Here is a 19,063-nt window from a genome sequence, read left to right as displayed (position 1 = left end):
ATCCGCCTCACGGGGTGCGCATGACGTCGACCGGGTCCTTGTGGACGGCGTAGAGCGCCGGCGGAATCGCGGCGAGCCCGGCGGCCACGAGGACGAGGACCGGCACGGCGGAAGTGAAGTCGAGGGGCACCCGAGCCCCACGCCAGGCCACGAACGCCCAGCCGCCGACGGCCCCGAGAAGCGCACCGATGACCGCCGGGATGAGGGTCTTGAGGACGACGAGCTGGACGAGGTCGCCCCGAGTGATGCCGAGGGTGCGCCGCCGCCCCAGGTCACGCTGGTGGATGAGCACGTCGGACAGGACGACCGCGGCGACGAAGAAGGCCCCGACGAGCATGATCCCGGCGAGCATCGACTGCCCGTAGCTCGTCATCTTGGCGTTGAGCGAGGCCGCGGTCCGCGCCAGCCCCACCGGCGAGTCCACCTGCATCGACTTGGGGTCGGAAGGGCTGACGACGGCCAGCACCGCGCTCGTCGTGGCCTCCGCGGAGGTGACCTTGTCAATGACGATTCGCAGTTCCACGGCGGCGGTCGAGCGGTCGGCGACGACGACCGCAGCTGAGGCCAGGTCGTCGAAGGGCGGCTGGGCGCGAAAACAGCCGACGACGGGCACACCGACACCGTTGGCGTCCGCCAGGGTGCCGACCGGCACCTCGAACCCGACCTTGGCCATGGCCGAGCAGGAGATGAGGGCTTCCCCGGTGCGCGGTTGACGTCCACGCACGAGGGTGACGGCGTCACTGGCCGGACCGATGATCTGTCGCAGTGCGATGACCTCGCCACCGGCTCCGATGGGGCCGTTCCGCACGTCGGTCGCCGACCCCAGGGTGACGACCTTCTGCACCGTGTTGAGGCCACGCACCTGGCTGACGGCCTGCGGAGTGAGGAAGGGAACGGTGCCGATATCGGTGACGGTCAGACGCCGCGCCCCGGCCTGTTCCATCTCGTCGGCCACCGAGGCCACCGCCGAGGCCGAGCGTCCGACCGTGACCAGGGCGGTGACGCACATGGCGGCGACGACGAGGGCGGTGAGCAGGCTCGGTACCCTGGCCGACAGCGCGGCGAACCAGCCTTCACGGAGCAACGCTCGAATCCTCATGTCGCCACCTCGTTCTCGACGCGGCCGCCCGGCCTCGTCGTCGCGGTCTCTCCGCACGTCACGGCCGCTCTCACAGCGACACCGTCCCGTCACAGCGGGTGAGCACGTAGGGATCGTGCGTGGCGATGACGACCGTCGCCCCCTCGTCGTGGGCCGCACGCGCCAGCGCATCGAGGACGACGGTCGCATTGTCCCGGTCGAGGTTTCCGGTGGGCTCGTCGGCCAGGATGATCTGGGGGTCGTTGACGAGAGCCCGGCAGCACGCGACGCGCTGGGCCTGTCCCCCCGAGATCTGACCGGGTCGGTGCGTCGCTCGGGCGGCCAACCCGAATCCTTCGAGCAGCTCCAGAGCACGCGTCACGCTGGGCCGTCGCTCCAGGCCGGCGTACAGGGTCGGTTCGAGCACCGAGTCGAGGATGGTCCGTGAGGGGTCGAGCTCGGAGTCCTGGAAGACGAATCCGATCCGCTGGGCGCGGATGGTCGAACGGCGGCGGTCCGGCAGCGTGGCGGCCTCGACACCGTCGATGAGCACGGCGCCGTGGGTCGGGCTGAGCATGAGCCCCAGGAGATACAGCAGGGTCGACTTGCCCCGCCCGGAGGGTCCGGTGAGCGCGGTGACGGCACCAGCATCGAACTCGTGCGACATGTGGTCGAAGAGTTCCTCCCCGCGAGAGCCGTATCGGAAACTCAGCTCGCGCACGGCCAGGGCTGTCATCGTGGGCTCGAGGGGGACGACGCGGCTGGGTTCCCGGACGCTGCGTGGTCGTCGGAAGGGGCGGCCGTGCCCGACGCCTCCCCGGCACCGCCCTGACCCTGCGAGGTCGAAGCGGTGTCGGCGAGCACCTGGACGGTCTCGCCGACTCGGACTCCCTTGACCACCGCCTGACCGTCCTGGGAGGCAAGAATCGTCACCGCCCGCACCGTCGTCGTCCCATCCTTGACGACCGTGACGTGAACCGTGCCATCGGCGCCGGTGGTGAGGGCGGCCACCGGCACGATCGGGCCGGACGTCTCCTTGACGGTCTGGATCTGGCTGGGGATCGAGATCTGGTCGGAGCCTTGCAACAGGGCACAGTCGGTACCGCACACGGGGCCACCCGACGGTGCCTCGAGCGTGCCGGCCACATTGCCGTCATCGGTGTCGGTCATCTTCGTGATGACGCCCGTCCAGGTGCGGTCCTGCCAGGTCATCGTCACGGCCGATCCGCTCGGCACCAGCGCCACCTGGGACCGGCCCAGCTCGAGGGTGAAGGTCGGCTTGCCGGCCGGAGCCAGGACGACCGGCTCACCTCCGACGAGCACGGCGCCGCTGCGCAGCTTCTGGCTGTCGAAGGTGAGCGAGGCGGGCAGAGTGGGCACGGCCACGAGCTCTCCCAGGTCGATCGTGCCGGTCGCCTTCTCACCGGCCTGCTCCTGCCAGGTCTCGACGCCGTCCTTGGTGTCGGTGGTGAACCTTCGCGTCGCCGGGCCGGTCATCGCCTTGGTGGCGATGAGGGCCTCGTTGAGTTGGCGCACGTCGTCGCCGACCGTTCCGACCGACAGCGAGCGATAGAACGGGGTCGCCCCTTGGACGGCACGCACGACCCGCCCGTTGACCGAGTAGAGCACCTGTCCCTGCGTGGTGTGGCCACCCCGGCCCACCGAGGTGACGACGCCGGCCAACGCGTTCGTCGCGATGGGCACGCGGGCTTGCTTGACGGTCGTGTTGAGCAGCAGGGTTCGTCCCACCGTGCCTTCCCGGACCGTGACGGTGACCTTGTCCTGGGGCAGGGCCTCCGGCAACGGGTGGGAGCCCATCGTCACGCGCCCCGCCCAGAACGCGCCGGCCAGCAGGGCCATCAGCACGAGAAGGCCAAGGACGGTGCGCAGCACCCGATGTCCGTGTTGCGCGTCGGAGCTCGCCCTCTCAGGCATGTCTGTCCTTCCGGTAGTCGTGGTCCTCACAGACCATGGAACGAGGCGACGCCGTCAGCCCAGTCGAGGCAGTCGCCGGGGACGTCGTGTGGTCAGCCCCACATGTCGGCGTCACTGGGATACTGAGGGCACGTCTTGCGAACCGCATCCTTCTTGGACTTCGAGGCGATCATTGCGTACGAGTCGATCGGCCACCATGTCTGCTTGTTGACGTCGTGGAACGTCGCGATGAACTCCTGTCGAGACGGCGCGGGGTCCGTCGTCACACCGTGTGCCGCCAGGCAGGGCACGTAATATTCGGTCCAGTAGTCGTAGACCAGCCCAATCTGATCATTGGTCCACTCCTGAGAAAACTTCGGATCAATCGTATATTTCGAGTAGCAAATGTACTCCGCCAGCTGGTACGCCGATTCCTGTGATGGCGGATAAGGATCGGACGCCATCCCGCCATCCTCCAATTCCCATGACCGGAAACCATGTTCGGTCATGCACTGAGGAATGATGGGGTCATTGTTCCCGATCCATCTGACGAAGGCGACCTTCGGCGGATTGGACACATGCTGCGTCTCTGCCATGTGCTTGAGCCACTGCGTCCTGAACTCCTGCTTCTGTGCCTCCGTCCACGTCCGGTGCTTGATCGGCGTACGCGGATGCCAGGGAGGCATCGTCCACACCGCGGCTGGAGTCGTCGTCGACAAAGCCACCGATGGGGTCGCCTCGCCGGCGACCCCATCGCCGGACGCCCCACACCCTGATGTGCAGGCACATATGACGCACATGGCCACCATAAGGGCCAACTCCATGAACGATCGCTCGCGCTGCATGTCAACCTCTCCGTGCACGCGGATTTTCAGGGCCTTCACCGTTCCACGGACATTGCGCCCCTACCGAGTCATCATCCCACTAGTGGGGCACAATAACCATTAGTACCGCTGGATACGAGCGAATTCGACGTGGCTGTCCACGCACCGCTCGTCGCGCCAGAAACAGCATATGCCGTCGTGACATTATATGCACTATAGATGGTGGAACCGTTGACTACCAAGACCATCCTGTCCGTATACCTGCTCTGCTGACCTTTCACTCCGACGTGTGCGCCGGAGGTACAACTGATCTTGCCGGACTTCGTCGCCGCCTGGGCGGGCATAGCAGACATCATCATGCAGCCAAGGGCCAGCGGCGCCGCAACAAAAGCCATCATTCGTGACATCGTCCTCACTCCTTGGTGGTCCACGCCGATCCCCAACGACCGACACCTTCACGGTAGATTCCCCTCAGGGAGCGCGTCAATGGTTCGCAGTGGACTCCAAGGTCACAATGTGGTAACGACTCCGACCGAGGAGCCCCCAAGTGCACTGACCGCCACATCGTCAGCCTGTGGGAGCGCACGGTAGAATGCCTGTCCGCGACGTCGCGGCACCGGCCGCCGACGTCCTCCACGATCGAGACACGGGGAGCCGCCCACCATGCCCAAGAGCCAGGCCGCCAAGGAGCTCGCCGCCAAGCAGAAGGCGCAGGCGAAGGCCGAGAAAGAGCGCCGCAAGCACTCCGACAACCCCAAGGACTGGGGCACGACCAAGCAGCTCGTCGAGAGCTTCAAGCTCACCCGCAAGGCCGACCCGTCGGTCACCTGGTGGACCCTCGGCGCCTTCATCCTCACGGTCGCCGTCTTCGTCGTCATCGGCATCCTCCTGCCGCCGTGGTGGATGTGGCTCGTCGTCGGCATCATGGGCGGCATCGCCGCAGCCATGTGGGTCTTCCAGTGGCGCGCCAAGAGGGCGATGTACTCCCGGTACAAGGGCCAGGCAGGATCGGCCGAGGTGGCCCTGTCGATGCTCGACAAGAAGAAGTGGCACGTCAGCCCGGCCATCGCCTTCACCCGCCAGCAGGACGTCGTGCACCGCGCCGTGGGCCCGGCCGGGATCGTCTTGGTCGGTGAGGGCCGGGGCGGCGCTCTGCGCTCGCTCATGACGACCGAGGCCAAACGCCACGAGCAGGTGGCCTACGGCACCCCGGTCACCCAGGTCATCATGGGCGAGGGAGCCAACCAGGTGCCCCTGGAAGACCTCGGCAAGCACATCCGCAAGCTCCCCAAGGCCCTCGGTGAGGCCCAGGTCGAGGAGGTCACCTCACGTCTCAAGGCCCTCGACGCCATGAGGCCACGGGTGCCGCTGCCCAAGGGACCCATGCCGACCTCGATGAAGGGCGCCCGCTCCGCCATGCGCGGCCGCTGAGCCGTGGCCGCCACCAACCTCGTCAACGCCGAACACGTCTCGAAGTCCTACAGCACCCGCGTCATCCTCGACGACCTGTCCCTGGGCCTGTCGCGAGGTGACGTCATCGGCGTCGTCGGACGCAACGGGGACGGCAAGTCGACCCTGCTGGGCATCCTCACCGGCACCGTGGAACCCGACTCGGGCCAGGTGACGCGGACCGGGTCGACGTCGATCGGCGTCCTGGCCCAGGCCGAACTACCGATACCGGGCCAGAGCGTGCGCGACCTCGTCCTGGCCGGACGCCCCGACCACGTGTGGGCCTCCGACCCGCAGGCCCGGCCCGTCGTCGAGCAGATGCTCGCCGACATCGACCTCGACGCCCCCACCACCGAGCTGTCGGGTGGGGAACGCCGTCGCGCGGGGCTCGTCGCCCTCATGCTCGCCGGGCACGACCTCCTCGTCCTCGACGAACCGACCAACCACCTCGACGTCGAGGCGGTCTCCTGGCTCGCCGGACACCTGCGTCACCTGCAGGAACGCGGCGTCGCCATGCTCATCGTCTCCCACGACCGGTGGTTCCTCGACGAGGTGTGCAACCACGTCTGGGAGGTGCACGACGCCAGCGTCGACGCCTACGACGGCGGGTACGCCGCCTACACCCTGGCCCGGGTGGAGCGCGCCCGGCAGGCCGCCGCCAACGAGGCACGGCGGCAGAACCTCGCCCGCAAGGAACTGGCCTGGCTGCGCCGCGGGGCCCCCGCCCGCACGTCCAAGCCACGGTTCCGCATCGAGGCGGCCAACGCCCTCATCGCCGACGTCCCCGAGCCCCGCGACAAGCTCGCCCTGGCACGGTTCTCGGCCACCCGCCTCGGCAAGGACGTCCTCGACCTCGAGGACGTCACCCTCACCCTCCCCGACGGACGGACCCTCCTCGACCGCCTCACCTGGTCGATCGGGCCGGGCGATCGGATCGGGATCGTCGGGGTCAACGGGGCGGGCAAGTCGACCCTGCTCAACCTCTTCGACCGCCGGGTCGCGCCGACCTCGGGGCGGGTCAAGCAGGGCCGGACCCTGCGACTGGCCCACCTCACCCAGGAGGTGCACGAGCTCGACGGCGACGAACGGGTGCTCGAGTCGGTGCAGCGACTGCGCCAGGAGACGAGGCTGGCGACCGGTCAGGAGGCCAGCGCCGCAAACCTCCTCGAGGACTTCGGCTTCACCGGGCAGCGTCTCGTCACCCGGGTGGCAGACCTGTCGGGAGGGGAACGACGCCGTCTCCAACTGCTGCGACTGCTCATCGAGGAGCCCAACGTCCTGCTCCTGGACGAGCCGACGAACGACCTCGACATCGACACCCTGCGGGTCGTCGAGGACTACCTCGACACCTGGCCCGGGACCCTCGTCGTCGTCAGCCACGACCGGTACTTCCTCGAGCGGGTGTGCGACGTCACCTACGCCCTCCTGGGCGACGGATCGTGCGTCCTGCTGCCCGGCGGCATCGACGAGTACCTCGAGCGCCGCGCCCACCGGGACGAGGGTCCGAGCAAGTCACGCCAGGTCGGCGCGACCGCCACCCGCCAGGAGCCCGAGCGGCCGACGCCGGCCCAGCGACGCCGCGCGAGCAAGGACATGGCCCGGGTCGAGGGCCAGTTGGCTCGCGCCCAGGAAGCCCTCGACGACCTCCACGCGCGCATGGCCGAGGTCGCCTCGGACTTCCAGCAGCTCTCCGACCTCCAGACGCAGGCGCAGCAGGTCGAGGAACGGCTGGCCGCCCTCGAGACCGAGTGGCTCGAGGCCGCCGAGATCGTCGGGAACTGAGGGTCGGGGGCCGGTGGCCTCCCACCGACGATGGACGCCGAAACGGGCGCCCGCCCGGTCGCTGTGACCGGACGGACGCCCGCTGTGGCCCGTGGACCGGATCAGGCTCCGGTGTGAGGCAGCTTCGGACGCGAACCGTTCGAGGGGCTCGGGGTCGAGTGACCCGGGTGCCCGTGCTCTCCCCCGGCACTCGGCGTCACGGTCGGCGTGGCCTTGAGCTCCCGATCGACGACCGTCATCTCACGGATGACCGGTGCCGGCGACCCGTCGGCCAGCATGATCCGCACCTCCTCGACCGTCGTCGCGGTCGGGACCGCGAAGGCATGGAAGGGTGCGTCGTCGCTGATCGTCCCGATGGTCGTCCAGGTCTGGCCCGAACGCACCTGCACGTCGCCACGCGCCGTTCCCACGACGATGACCTGACGCGCGGTGACGTCCTTGGCAGGCACGAAGCTCACGAAGTCCCCGGCCTTGGCCGCCGCGGCAGCCCGGAACGCCGTCGAGACGTCCCCGTCGAAGGCGAGGGCCACGCTCGAGCCCTCAGCCGCCTTGACATTGGTCGAGTAGGCATCGGTCGGCGGGCTCACCTGGAACTCGCGGATCTTGACCCACTGGGCACCGGGGTTGGAGTCGGTGGCGCGGAGTCGGACGTAACGGGCCTGGACCGGCGTCTCGAAGGTGTGCTTGACGAGCGGGGCCGAGTCGAAGGTCCCGGCACTCGTCCACGTCGATCCGTCCGTCGAGTACTCGAGGGCGGCGTGGTAGAACATGTCCCCGGTCGCCGTGTCGTCGTCGGCCTGGTGGACGGCGACCTGTCCGATCGGCTTGACCGATCCCAGGTCGACCTGCACGTAGCTGTCCTTCTTCGGCTCGGCGTTGCTCCAGTAGAGGGTCGACAGGTTGCCGTCGACCATCCGGCTCGGGGAGTTGGCCTGCCACTGCCCCAGCGAGGACGACGCAGTCCCGGTGTAGCCCTTGGCCGACGTCGGACGCGCTCCGATGAAGGTCGTGTACTCCGCGCTGGCCTTCTTGACGAAGGCCTCGAAGACACCGTCACCGACCGACGGGACGATGACGGCCTTGTGCAGGACCCCGTCGCTGCCCTGGTCGTCGACCGTGGGCTGCTTGGCCAGGTCGATCTGCTTCTGCGCGGCCAGGTACTCGGTCGTGGCGGTGGCCCCGTCACCGGCGTCGATGGCGTCGAGCATCTTCACGAGGTGCTGGCTGGCGCTGGCCCACTGCGAGGCCGCGGTGATCCAGGGCTTGGCGTCCTGGCGGAAGCCCTGCTGACTCATGCCCGCCAGGGCCTCGGGGAGTGCGACGACGGCTGCCAGACGGGCCTTGAGGGAGCTGTCGGCCGACCCCTTCGCGCGGGCGGCCCAGAAGGCGTCGACCGCGGCCGACAGTTCGGGGGCGTGGGTGTCCGGGGTGCGGTAGGGCCAGCTCTGGTTGAGGTCGGCGAAGACCCGCAGCGCGGCTCGGGTGTGCTCGTCAGCCCCGGCGAGCTCGTCGAGCACCGAGGACATCGACGCCTTGGCGTCGTAGGCGGTCGGGCTCCACGTGTAGTCGCCGTAGTTGGCCAGGGCCGGCATCGAAGCGTAGGGCTCGATCATCGGGTTCGAGGTGATGCCGTCGATGTGCTTGTACAGGTTGGGGTCACGGTTGATGAGCGGGTTGAGGAAGAGTCGGTTCCGTCGCCCGTCGTTGACCGGGAAGTTGTCCCAGATGTACAGGTGCTGGGTGCGGTAGGACTGCGCCGCACGCGCGACCGAGGACTCGGTGATCGACGGCGAGAACACTCCCTCACCGGTCCACTGGACCCGGATGTCCTTGTCGAGACGGGTGCCGAACTCGGCCTTGTAGGGGTCCTCCCCCGAACCGTTGTAGTTGGTCGGAACGGTCTGCAACGGGGGCAGGCCGTTCTTCTTGACGTACTCGGTCTCGAGCCGGTTGAGGTAGTCGGCCTGGGCGTCGGCGATCCACTTCCAGTCACCGTTGTTCGGGTACTTCTGGCGGTCGGCGTCACAGTGGAACTTGAGTTCGATGTCGTCCAGGGCGACGTAGAACGACGTCACTCCGAGCGACCGCAGCTGGTCGAACTTGGCGGTCGTCGCCTTGAAGTCGGCGTCCGAGGAGTAGCAGATGTCATTGCCCGGGGACAGCGCGAAGGTGAAGTCGACGTGGTTGGCGTTGGCCCCCTTGACGAGCTCCTTCATCCGCGTGAGGTCGTCGCCGCTGTACAACGTGCGCCACTTGGCGCGCAGCAGCAGGTCGTCCTTGGGCGTGTAGATGTAGGTGTTCATCTTGTGACGCCCGTAGAAGGTGAACTGGTCGAGTCGGGCCTGGTGCGACCAGGGGATGCCGTAGAACCCCTCGATGCCACCGCGGATCGACATGAGCGGCCAGTCGCGGACCGTCACCGAGGCCACCTTGCCGTGCCGGACGAGCTGGCGGAGGGTCTGGGCGGCGTAGAAGGTGCCGCGTGCGTCCTTGCCCTGCAGGGCGATGACGTCATGACCGGAGCGACGCCCCGAGGCGACGACGTAGCCGTCGGCCGGCAGGGTGTCGGCCTTGCTGCCGCCGAGGGAGGCGACGAGCTCAGCGATCCCCGGGGTCGTCTCAGCGGTCCCGACCCAGACCTGGTCGCCGGAGGCGTCCGGGGTCCGGGACACGCTCACCTGGGCACCGGGCAGCCCGCGAAGGATGCTCACGACCTGCTCGACGGCCTTCGCATCGGCGTCGGCCCCGGCGACCACCGTGACCTTCCCCGAGAACGACATGTCGGCCCCTGCCGAGGTCATCTCCTGCGGGTTCGGCAGGACGGAGGGCAGGGTCGACGTCCCGGGTTCGGCAGCGGGCTGGGCGCCGTCGGCGGCCCGCGCCGGAAGACTGGTCACCGCGGCCATGGAGCCCACCGCCAGGGCGGTGAGGCAGGCCGCGATCCTTCGGGTGAATCTGGGACGCTCGGCGTCCGCTCGTGGCGGTCTCGACATGGGTTCTCCCTTCGTTGGGTGGCGCCCGACCGGGCGCCGCTTGGTGACCGGACGCACAGCGCCCGATGCGGATGGCAGGACCCGACGGCGGGCCCCACCTCGATGTGAACGTGTACAACACTGCGACTGGACCCTCCCCGACGCTGCGGGGAGGGCGCCCGGAGCCACTCACCGGGCAGATGGTGGGCCCGGCCGGGCCCACCGCGGGTCAGTCGGCCCGCAGGAGGTCGTCCCCCGGCTCCACGGCCGGACCGGACGATGCCGGCGTCACCACCGACGGATCGGCGTCGAGCAGGACGACGGGACAGATGGCCGAACGCCCACCGGCGACGACCTGCGAGGGGCTCCACGTGATGAGCGGATCCCCGACGGCCACCTCGTCCCCCTCGCCGGCGTGCAGGACGAAGCCTTGGCCGTTGAGCTGGACGGTGTCGATGCCCAGATGGACGAGCACCCCGACGGTGCTCGACTGGATGACGAAGGCATGTGGGTGGAGCTTGACGATCCGCCCCGCGACGGGGGCGACGACCATGACCTCCCCCTCGCCGGCCGGTGCGATGGCGACACCGGGTCCGACCAGCCCTTGGGCGAAGACCGGGTCGGGAACCTCCGCGAGCGGATGGACCTGCCCGGCCATGGGAGCGGCGACGATCACGGGCGGAGGTCCTCGATGTCCTCGGCCAGGTTGTCGGCCTCGGGACCGACGACGACCTGGATGCTCGTACCCTGCTTGACGACACCGAAGGCTCCGGCCGCGGTGAGCGCGGCCTCGTCGACGAGGCTCGGGTCGTTGACCTCGACCCTCAACCGGGTGATGCACGCCTCGAGGTCGTCGATGTTGTCGTCGCCACCGAGCGCGCGAAGGATCTGCTCTGCCTTGCTCATGCTGTGCACTCCTGTCCTGGACCCGGCCGGCCCCAGCGCTGGGAACCCCCGGGGATCAATCATCGTCGGCCACTTGGAGAAAGTGGTCCAGACATCTTTCACTAAACCCGATCACCCCCGAGGTGTCAAGGGACCGGCGCCCCCCACTCGCCCTCGGGCCGTCCGGGAGGCGAATCGCTCACCCGTGACGATCACCTCCCCACAGATCCTCCAGATCCGAGGCGAGGAGATCGGCGTCCGGGCCGACGATGACCTGGACGCTGTCACCCTGGACGGTGACCCCGTGCACCCCGGCGTCACGCAGGGCCGGGCGGTCCACCAGACGACCGTCGCGGACCTGACACCGCAGGCGCGTCACGCACGGCTCGACCGACACGACGTTCTCGATCCTGCCGATGGCGGCCAGGATCTGCTCGATCCGCTTCATCTCACTCCTGTCTGACGACGCGGCGGGTAGAGCGTCCGCCGCGGACTGGAAATAGGAACCCACAAGGTGTAACGATCACCGCGATACCAGGTGCGGGCATAGGAGACGGCCAGGTCGTCGGCATAGGTGCGCCGTCCGATCCGCAGCAGCGGGGCCTCCCGCGAGACTTCGAGCAGTTCCGCCAGGGTCTGGCCGGCGACGACCGCCTCGATCGAGTCCTCACCCCACGTCGGCGCCAGACCCGCCACCGCGAGGGCCTCGTAGAGACTGGTCGGGACGCCGTCGGCCAGCAACCGCGGCACGAGGGCGGTCGAGATCCACGTCTGTTCGACGGCCATCGGCACCCCGTCGGCGAGCCTGACGCGGTGGACGTAGTGCACCGGATCGCGGGTCTTGATGCCCAACCACGCCGCGACGTCGGGCGGCGCCGGCAACTGTTCGGCCTGGAGCAGCCGGGACGCCGGGATCATCCCCCGCTGGTGCATCTCCTGGGTGAAACCGGTGATCCGCGACTGGACGTCGACCTTGGGAGGGGCCACATAGGTCCCGCTGCCCTGACGCCGCTCCAGCAGGCCGTCGGCGACGAGGGCGTCGATCCCCTGACGCACCGTCGTCCGCGAGACGCCGAACCGCTCGACGAGCTCACGCTCGCTGGGGACGGGGTCGCCCGGCGACAACCGGGTGGCCACGAGATCGGCCAGGTAGTCCCGCACGACGGCGTACTTCATGGTCGGCATCATGACACGCCCAGGCCGGGACCGTGGCGACGAGGGGTGATCGTCGTGAATGATCACTTTCCACGGTCTCCTCACGGGTCCTTGACATCCCGGAGACCGGAGGTCTGTACTGAGCGGCGAGTGGTCCATACCAGTGGACCCACCACCGCGGGTCGCCCCGATGACGGGGACGATCCATGACCTGAACTCACCGTGGAGGAGATCATGACGGCACAGGCCGTATCCACCAAGAAGGAACGCAAGCCCATCCCGGGCTTCTCCCAGCTCCAGCGCATCGGTCGCTCCCTCATGCTGCCGATCGCCTCCCTGCCCGTCGCCGCGCTCCTGCTGCGCTTCGGCTCGGCCGACGTCCTGGGAGCCGACGGGCTGGCCAAGCACGCCCACTGGATGCAGCCGGTCGCTGACGTCCTGGCCTCGGCGGGCGGCGCGATCTTCGACAACCTGCCGCTCATCTTCGCCATCGGCGTCGCCGTCGGCTACGCCAAGAAGGCCGACGGGTCCACCGCCCTGGCCGCCCTCGTCGGCTACCTCGTCCTCACCGGCGCCGGGCTGTCCGACAAGACCCAGGGTGGCGTCCTGCACGCCCTGGCCCCGTACTTCTCCAAGCAGACCGGGGTCATCAACTACGGCGTCCTCGGTGGCATCGTCATCGGCATCATCGCCGCCAAGATGTACGAGCGCTACCACCGCACCAAGCTGCCGACCTACCTCGCCTTCTTCGGTGGACGTCGCTTCGTCCCGATCGTCACCGCCGCGGCCTCGCTCGTCGCCGGCGTCGTCCTGGCCTTCATCTACCCGGCCTTCGACTGGCTCATCAACAAGCAGGTCGGTGGCTTCATCATGCACCACGGGTCGAACCCGGGCACCGGCTTCGTCTTCGGCACCATCAACCGCCTGCTCATCCCCTTCGGCCTGCACCACCTGCTCAACTCGCTGCCGTGGTTCCAGCTCGGCAACTGCACCAACGCTGCCGGCGAGACCCTGCACGGCGACATCACCTGCTTCTTCAACGGCACCGCGGCCACCAACGCCTGGACCGGGTCGTTCATGACCGGCTTCTTCCCGATCATGATGTTCGCCCTGCCCGGCGCCGCCCTGGCGATCTACCACACCGCCAAGCCCGAGAAGAAGAAGATCACCGGTGGCGTCATGATCTCGGTGGCCCTCACCGCCTTCCTCACCGGCATCACCGAGCCCCTCGAGTACGCCTTCGCCTACGTCGCCTTCCCGCTGTACCTCGTCCACGCCCTGCTCACCGGCTCGGCCCTGGCCCTGGTCAACGCGCTGGGCATCAAGGACGGCTTCGGCTTCTCGGCAGGCCTCACCGACTACATCATCAACTTCGGACGCGCCTCCCAGCTCTCCGGGGGCCCGGGCAAGGTCCTGCTGCTGCTCGTCATCGGTCTGGCCTACGGCGCCCTCTACTACGTCATCTTCCGGTTCGCGATCACCAAGTGGAACCTCCACACCCCCGGTCGTGAGGAGGACGGGGCCGACGGCAGCGCCGCGGCCAGCGTCTTCGACGAGGCCCAGCTCGCTGCCGACGCCTCCACCGGCAAGAAGGCCGCCAAGGAGGAGGGTCGGGCCTGACCCACACCCCCTCGGTTCTCACTGGCTCGCGCCCACCTCGGCCTCGGTCGGGGTGGGCGCGGAGCTGTCCGCGGAGGTCCCGAGGCGCGGAGGGCTCGCGGACGTCCTCATCGACCTGCCCGGGACGCTGCATGGGGGAAGGCGCCGCGAGGGCGAGTCAGGCCTGCACCCGGTCGGCGTCCTGCTCCTCGGAGGTCTCCGCGGAAGGGTTGGGGGCAGGCATGACGCGACGCAGCACCCGGTCGAGGACCATCCCGACGAGCACTGCCCCGGCGACCCCGACGACGATCGCCAGCAGGTGGTTGTTTCCCAGGACGCTCGCCACCCCGGCCCCCACCGCGGTCGCGTAGCCCGCCCACAGCACCCCGGCGATGGCGTCGACGACGACGAAGGCCCGGTAGGAGAAGTGTGTCGCTCCGGCCATGGCATTGACGACGACCCGGCCGCCCGGGATGTACCGGGCGACGAGGATCGCCAACGGTCCGCGTACCCGCAACTGGTGGCGGGCCCAGTCGATGGTCCGACGCCGACGTTCCCCGCCGGTGAGCAGCGAGGTGCTGCCCAGCCAGCGACCCAGCCAGTAGGCGATGTTGTCCCCACACAGGGCACCCAGGGCTGCCACCGGGACGATGGACCACCACGGTGGGGTGCCGATCGCCGCGAGGGCGACGACGAGCGACTCGCTGGGCACCGGCGGGAAGAAACCGTCGAGCAGGCACAGACCGAACAGGGCGGCCAGCACCCACGGGTTCGAGGCATGGGCCGACAACAGGTCGTTGATCGACTGCATCCAGGCGGCGAGGGTCATGAGGTCGACCCGGACGACGACAGCACCGACTGGTAGACCTCCTCGATCCGGCCCGCCACCGCGGCCGGGGCGAACCTGTCCCGCGCCGTGGCGCGGATGTGGTCACGGTCCCAGGAGCCGAGCCGGTCGAGGAAGTTGGTGAGGCCGGAGTCGAGATCATGGGGTTCCATGCCCGCGGTGACCAGGCCGACGTCGGGCCCGCAGAAGTCCTGGGGCCCGCCGCACGGGGTCGCCAGGACGGGCAGGCCGGCGGCCATGGCCTCGGCGTACACCACCCCGAAGGTCTCCCAGCGTGAGAAGAGCGCGAACCCATCGGCGCGGGCGAACTCCTCGGCCATCCGGGAGCGCGACATCCTGCCCAGGAGCTCGACGACCCCCGGGGACTGGACGGCGATCTCGGCGAGGTCACGACGCAGCGGGCCGTCGCCGATGACCCGTAGCACCAGGCCGGGGTGGAAGGGGGCGGCCGCCTGGACGGCCCGGGCCAGTTCGACGATGCCCTTGCGCTCGATGAGATTGCCCGCGGTCACGAGCACCGTCGGGGGGTGATCGACGTGCGGCACGTCGAAGAGGTCGACGTCGACGACGTTCGGCACGACGACCGGGTCGGCGCCGTAGCGGTGCTCGAGCACCCGGGCCAGGGCCCCGGAGACGGCGATGACGGCGTCGGCCCGGGCGACGGCGAGGCGCACGTCGTCGTCACGCAGGCGGTCGGTACCGGCCAGGCGCAGGTGCGAGTCGTGCTCGGTGAGGACCAGCGGCACCTCGTCGACGCCGGCCCGGGCGAGGGCGGCGGCGAACCGGCTGAAATGGGCGTGGACGACGTCGGGCCGACCCCACAGTCGGGTCGTTCGGGTCCAGAGGGCCGACGCCGCCCGGGCGAAGAGGGCATGGTCGAGCCGGGCAGGGACCGCACCGACCGGCACGTCGAGGCCGAGCACCTCGACCCCCTCGACGTTGCGATGCGACCAGCCCAGGTGTCGCCGGTGCCGGACCGAGCGAGCGTCGATGGTCGCCAGGAGGACCTCGTGGCCGGCTGCGGCCAGGGCTCTGGCCTGGTCGAGCTCGAAGACCCCGCGCAGGGGGTCGCTGGGGCCGGGCACCCCGCGGGACAGGACGAGGACACGCATCTCAGACCCTCGCCACGACGACCGAGCCGAGGACGAGATCGTCCAGGCCACGTCTCTCGGCACCGATGACCAGGGCTGGGATGACCAGGCACTTCATGGCGGTCCGGGCGGCCGACCGCCACCAGCCGAGCGGCGCCGGACCGTCGAGTCGGACGACGGCGATCCGCGCCAGGAGCTGGCCGAAGCTGCCCCCCGTGATCGCCGTGAGCACGGTGGACTCGACGAAGAAGACCGCCATCGGCATCCAGACGACCCACCCGCCACCGCGCAGCACACTGGGCCCGAAGATGCCCGCCGCGACGGCCATCGAGGCGGCCCAGTCGACGACGAGGGCGCCGATTCGCCGGTTCCACGAGGCGAGGGAACCCCGGCCCGTGGCCGGCAGGCCGAGGGTCGAGCCCGGATGGGTGGTGGTCATTCCCCCAGCCTATCCGGCGGGCAACGGCGGCCGGTTGCCGCTGCTGGGCGCCCGATGACGACCGGGTGGTCCGGCACCGATGTCAGGAAATCGCCCGGAGCGGCGGATTGTTCCCCCGGAGGGGAACGAAGTCGATCCCAGGGGATTTTCCTGACGCCCCCTCGCGATGCCCCGCCCGCGGCCCCACCGCGCCGGGGCGNGACCAGTGGGCGGGGGGGGAGCAGGGCGGTCTCGGCCCCACCGCGCCGGGGCGCCGAGACCGCCCTGCTCCCACCCCGCCCACTGGTCTGTAACACGGCCGAAACATGATGGTGACCGCGAGGCAACCAAGGTCGGTTAGCTTCGGGTCAACACCACGGAGTTCATGGAGGACACATGTTCCACGACGCAGACGAGCTGCTCGCCTATGTGAAGAAGGAGAACGTCGAGATGATCGACGTCCGCTTCTGCGACCTCATCGGGGTCATGCAGCACTTCACCGTCCCCGCCCGCGAATTCGACAGGGACACCTACGACAAGGGGCTCGCCTTCGACGGTTCGTCCATCCGCGGCTTCCAGAAGATCCACGAGTCGGACATGGCCCTCCTGCCCGACCCGACGACGGCCTGGATCGATCCCTTCCGGACGCACAAGACGCTCATCGTCAACTTCAACGTGCACGACCCCATCACCAAGGAGCCGTACAGCCGCGACCCGCGCAACATCGCCAAGAAGGCCGAGGCCTACCTCACCTCCACCGGCATCGGCGACACCGCCTTCTTCGCCCCCGAGGCCGAGTTCTACGTCTTCGACGACGTCCGCTTCGACACCCGCCAGAACACCTCCTACTACGCCATCGACTCGGAGGCCGGGGCCTGGAACACCGGCCGCGTCGAGGAGGGCGGCAACCGCGGCTACAAGGTCAAGTACAAGGGCGGGTACTTCCCCGTGGCGCCGACCGACCACTTCGGCGACCTGCGCGACGAGATGGTCTCGCACCTCGAGGCCATCGGCCTCAAGGTCGAGCGCGCCCACAGCGAGGTCGGCACCGGCGGCCAGGCCGAGATCAACTGGCGGTTCGACACCCTGCTGAAGTCCGCCGATGCGGTCATGCAGTTCAAGTACATCGTCAAGAACGTCGCCTGGAACCACGGCAAGACCGCCACCTTCATGCCGAAGCCGATCTTCGGTGACAACGGTTCGGGCATGCACGTCCACTCGTCGCTGTGGAAGAACGGCGATCCGCTCTTCTTCGACGAGAACGGGTACGCGCAGCTCTCCGACACCGCCCGCTACTACATCGGCGGCATCCTCAAGCACGCCCCGGCGCTGCTCGCCTTCACGAACCCGTCGGCGAACTCGTACCACCGCCTCGTGCCGGGCTTCGAGGCCCCGGTCAACCTCGTCTACTCGCAGCGCAACCGCTCGGCCTGCATGCGCATCCCGATCACCGGCCCGTCCCCCAAGGCCAAGCGCGTCGAGTTCCGTTGCCCCGACCCGTCGGCCAACCCGTACATGGCCTTCTCGGCGATCCTCCTGGCCGGTCTCGACGGCATCCAGAACAAGATCGAGCCGCACGAGCCCGTCGACAAGGACATCTACGAGCTGCCGCCGGAGGAGCACGACCTGCTCGACCAGGTGCCGAGCAGCCTCGAGGGTGCCCTCAACGCCCTGGATGACGACCACGAGTTCCTCGAGGCCGGTGACGTGTTCACCTCCGACCTCATCGACACGTGGATCGAGCTCAAGCGCGGCGACCTGGCGGCACTGCAGCAGCGCCCGCACCCCTACGAGTTCGATCTGTACTACGACATCTGAGCCTGCCTCCGGCAGGACGACATCTGAGCCTGCCCCCAGACCGCACCTCCCCCGTCAGGACGTCGTTCTGCGGGGGAGGTGTCGTCCTGCCCGTCCTTCCGCGGGATGACCGGAAGACCCACCCATGGCATGACGACAGGACCGGCCCCAGCGGCGACGATGGATCCGTGATCCTCATCCCCGCCCTGACGACACTCCTGTTGCTCGCCTGCCACCACGCCCTGGTGCGTCAGCGTCCCGGAGCCTGGAGCAACGGCATGGTGCTGGCGCTCGCCGTGGCTGCCGGCGTCGCCACCGCACTCGTGTCGCTGGCTCTCCTACCCGCGGTGGGGCCCGCCATCGCCGTCCTCGTCGTGGTCGCCATGGGCCTGGGTGCCCTGGCGCTGCCGGTGCTCCTCGTCCTCAACGGGGTGACGATGGCCCGTAGGGAGGGGCTGAGCCCGTCGAACATGCTGTCGGGGCTGGTGGGACTGGCACTCATGGCGCTGCCGGTATGGATGGTCCTGGCCATCGGCACCGCGATCGACCCGGCCATCGTCGTCGGTGCCAGCGCGACCATGGCGCTGGCCTGGTTGTCCTTCGCCTTCCTCGGCTATCTCGCCTCCGTGGCGGTCATCTGGCGACGCCGCATGGAGCCGGGCGACCACGACATCATCGTGCTCGGATCCGGGCTCATCGGCGACCGGGTGCCCCCGCTGCTCGCCTCTCGCATCGATCGGGCCATCGACCAGTGGCACCTCGACGTCTCCTCCGGGCACACCTCGATGCTCATCCCCTCCGGCGGACGCGGCTCGGACGAGCTACGGACCGAGGGAGACGCCATGGCCGACTACATGGTCGCCCGAGGCATACCCCGCGAGGCCATCGTCGTCGAGGACCGTGCGACTAACACCGATGAGAACCTCGCCTTCTCGACGGCGCTGGTGCCGGCGGGAGGAACACGGTCGCCCGTCGTCGTCACCAGCTCCTACCACGCGGTGCGGGCCGCCGACCTGTGTCGGCGTCAGGGCATCGCCCCCGCCACCGTCATCGGGTCGGACACGGCCGGGTACTTCCTGCCGAGCGCGCTCCTGCGCGAGTTCATCGCGCTGCTCGTCGGCCATCCCTGGCTCAACGGGGCCGTGCTGGCCGTCCTCGTGGCCATCCCTCCCCTGCTGTGGTGGGCATCCTGAACCCCGGGACGGCGCCGGCCACCGTGGCCCTGCCTCGCCCGGGCACGCCCGGCCGGTCG

The 19,063-nt window shown here is 69.1% G+C and carries 17 protein-coding genes; 5 read left to right on the top strand and 12 right to left on the bottom strand.

Annotated elements, in window-relative coordinates; translation table 11 throughout:
* Positions 1–7 precede the first annotated feature (7 nt).
* The 4 genes from E0E30_RS02760 to E0E30_RS02745 all read right to left on the bottom strand — a co-directional run bounded on the left by E0E30_RS02760 (position 8) and on the right by E0E30_RS02745 (position 3,876).
* Positions 8–1,099 carry an ABC transporter permease gene (locus tag E0E30_RS02760; protein ID WP_167853863.1) on the bottom strand — a complete coding sequence of 364 codons (1,092 nt, stop codon included), beginning with the start codon at positions 1,097–1,099 and terminating at the stop codon, positions 8–10.
* Between the two features lie 70 nt (positions 1,100–1,169).
* On the bottom strand, positions 1,170–1,814 hold the full coding sequence (locus E0E30_RS02755) for an ABC transporter ATP-binding protein (RefSeq protein ID WP_130864993.1): 645 nt from the start codon (positions 1,812–1,814) through the stop codon (positions 1,170–1,172).
* Positions 1,811–3,013, bottom strand: coding sequence for an efflux RND transporter periplasmic adaptor subunit (locus tag E0E30_RS02750; protein WP_130864992.1), 1,203 nt, complete (start codon positions 3,011–3,013; stop codon positions 1,811–1,813). The genes E0E30_RS02755 and E0E30_RS02750 overlap by 4 nt, the downstream gene beginning before the upstream one ends.
* A gap of 92 nt (positions 3,014–3,105) precedes the next feature.
* Positions 3,106–3,876, bottom strand: coding sequence for a hypothetical protein (locus tag E0E30_RS02745; protein ID WP_130864991.1), 771 nt, complete (start codon positions 3,874–3,876; stop codon positions 3,106–3,108).
* Between the two features lie 603 nt (positions 3,877–4,479).
* On the opposite strand from E0E30_RS02745, the gene E0E30_RS02740 reads away from it, so the two are divergent.
* Positions 4,480–5,247, top strand: a complete 768-nt coding sequence (locus tag E0E30_RS02740; protein ID WP_130864990.1) for a DUF4191 domain-containing protein — start codon at positions 4,480–4,482, stop codon at positions 5,245–5,247.
* 3 nt (positions 5,248–5,250) lie between these two features.
* Positions 5,251–7,047 (top strand): ABC-F family ATP-binding cassette domain-containing protein, encoded by a 1,797-nt coding sequence (locus tag E0E30_RS02735; RefSeq protein WP_130864989.1) that lies wholly within the window; start codon positions 5,251–5,253, stop codon positions 7,045–7,047.
* A gap of 101 nt (positions 7,048–7,148) precedes the next feature.
* On the opposite strand, the gene E0E30_RS02730 is transcribed toward E0E30_RS02735, so the two are convergent.
* From E0E30_RS02730 to E0E30_RS02710, 5 genes are all read right to left on the bottom strand, one after another.
* A complete protein-coding gene (locus E0E30_RS02730; protein WP_130864988.1) occupies positions 7,149–10,040 on the bottom strand; it encodes a beta-N-acetylglucosaminidase domain-containing protein in 2,892 nt (963 codons plus the stop codon).
* A 208-nt stretch (positions 10,041–10,248) separates the two neighbouring features.
* On the bottom strand, positions 10,249–10,677 hold the full coding sequence (locus E0E30_RS02725; protein ID WP_130866698.1) for a PTS sugar transporter subunit IIA: 429 nt from the start codon (positions 10,675–10,677) through the stop codon (positions 10,249–10,251).
* Positions 10,678–10,691: 14 nt separating this feature from the next.
* Positions 10,692–10,925 carry a PTS transporter subunit EIIB gene (locus tag E0E30_RS02720; protein ID WP_130864987.1) on the bottom strand — a complete coding sequence of 78 codons (234 nt, stop codon included), beginning with the start codon at positions 10,923–10,925 and terminating at the stop codon, positions 10,692–10,694.
* Between the two features lie 178 nt (positions 10,926–11,103).
* Positions 11,104–11,352 carry a PTS transporter subunit EIIB gene (locus tag E0E30_RS02715; protein WP_130864986.1) on the bottom strand — a complete coding sequence of 83 codons (249 nt, stop codon included), beginning with the start codon at positions 11,350–11,352 and terminating at the stop codon, positions 11,104–11,106.
* Positions 11,349–12,080: a GntR family transcriptional regulator gene (locus E0E30_RS02710; protein WP_130864985.1), complete on the bottom strand. Its 732-nt coding sequence runs from the start codon at positions 12,078–12,080 to the stop codon at positions 11,349–11,351. The genes E0E30_RS02715 and E0E30_RS02710 overlap by 4 nt, the downstream gene beginning before the upstream one ends.
* Positions 12,081–12,293: 213 nt before the next feature.
* On the opposite strand from E0E30_RS02710, the gene E0E30_RS02705 reads away from it, so the two are divergent.
* Positions 12,294–13,679 carry a PTS transporter subunit EIIC gene (locus tag E0E30_RS02705; RefSeq protein WP_130864984.1) on the top strand — a complete coding sequence of 462 codons (1,386 nt, stop codon included), beginning with the start codon at positions 12,294–12,296 and terminating at the stop codon, positions 13,677–13,679.
* A gap of 157 nt (positions 13,680–13,836) precedes the next feature.
* Here the strand turns inward: E0E30_RS02705 and E0E30_RS02700 are convergent, their stop codons facing one another.
* Genes E0E30_RS02700 through E0E30_RS02690 form a run of 3 tightly spaced genes read right to left on the bottom strand, consistent with a single transcriptional unit; the run spans position 13,837 to position 16,035 of the window.
* A complete protein-coding gene (locus E0E30_RS02700; protein ID WP_130864983.1) occupies positions 13,837–14,487 on the bottom strand; it encodes a DedA family protein in 651 nt (216 codons plus the stop codon).
* On the bottom strand, positions 14,484–15,617 hold the full coding sequence (locus E0E30_RS02695) for a glycosyltransferase (protein WP_130864982.1): 1,134 nt from the start codon (positions 15,615–15,617) through the stop codon (positions 14,484–14,486). Before E0E30_RS02695 ends, E0E30_RS02700 begins: the two co-directional genes overlap by 4 nt.
* A gap of 1 nt (position 15,618) precedes the next feature.
* Positions 15,619–16,035 carry an RDD family protein gene (locus tag E0E30_RS02690; RefSeq protein WP_130864981.1) on the bottom strand — a complete coding sequence of 139 codons (417 nt, stop codon included), beginning with the start codon at positions 16,033–16,035 and terminating at the stop codon, positions 15,619–15,621.
* A gap of 375 nt (positions 16,036–16,410) precedes the next feature.
* On the opposite strand from E0E30_RS02690, the gene glnA reads away from it, so the two are divergent.
* Positions 16,411–17,832, top strand: a complete 1,422-nt coding sequence (gene glnA, locus E0E30_RS02685; protein ID WP_130864980.1) for a type I glutamate--ammonia ligase — start codon at positions 16,411–16,413, stop codon at positions 17,830–17,832.
* 167 nt (positions 17,833–17,999) lie between these two features.
* Positions 18,000–19,004: a YdcF family protein gene (locus E0E30_RS02680; RefSeq protein ID WP_245306476.1), complete on the top strand. Its 1,005-nt coding sequence runs from the start codon at positions 18,000–18,002 to the stop codon at positions 19,002–19,004.
* The last annotated feature ends 59 nt before the right edge of the window (positions 19,005–19,063 follow it).

The organism is Acidipropionibacterium timonense (assembly GCF_900605005.1).
GTDB classification, from domain to species: domain Bacteria; phylum Actinomycetota; class Actinomycetes; order Propionibacteriales; family Propionibacteriaceae; genus Cutibacterium; species Cutibacterium timonense.
The sequence above is the reverse complement of the archived record's forward strand: the minus strand, read 5'-3'. Positions and strand labels throughout refer to the sequence as shown.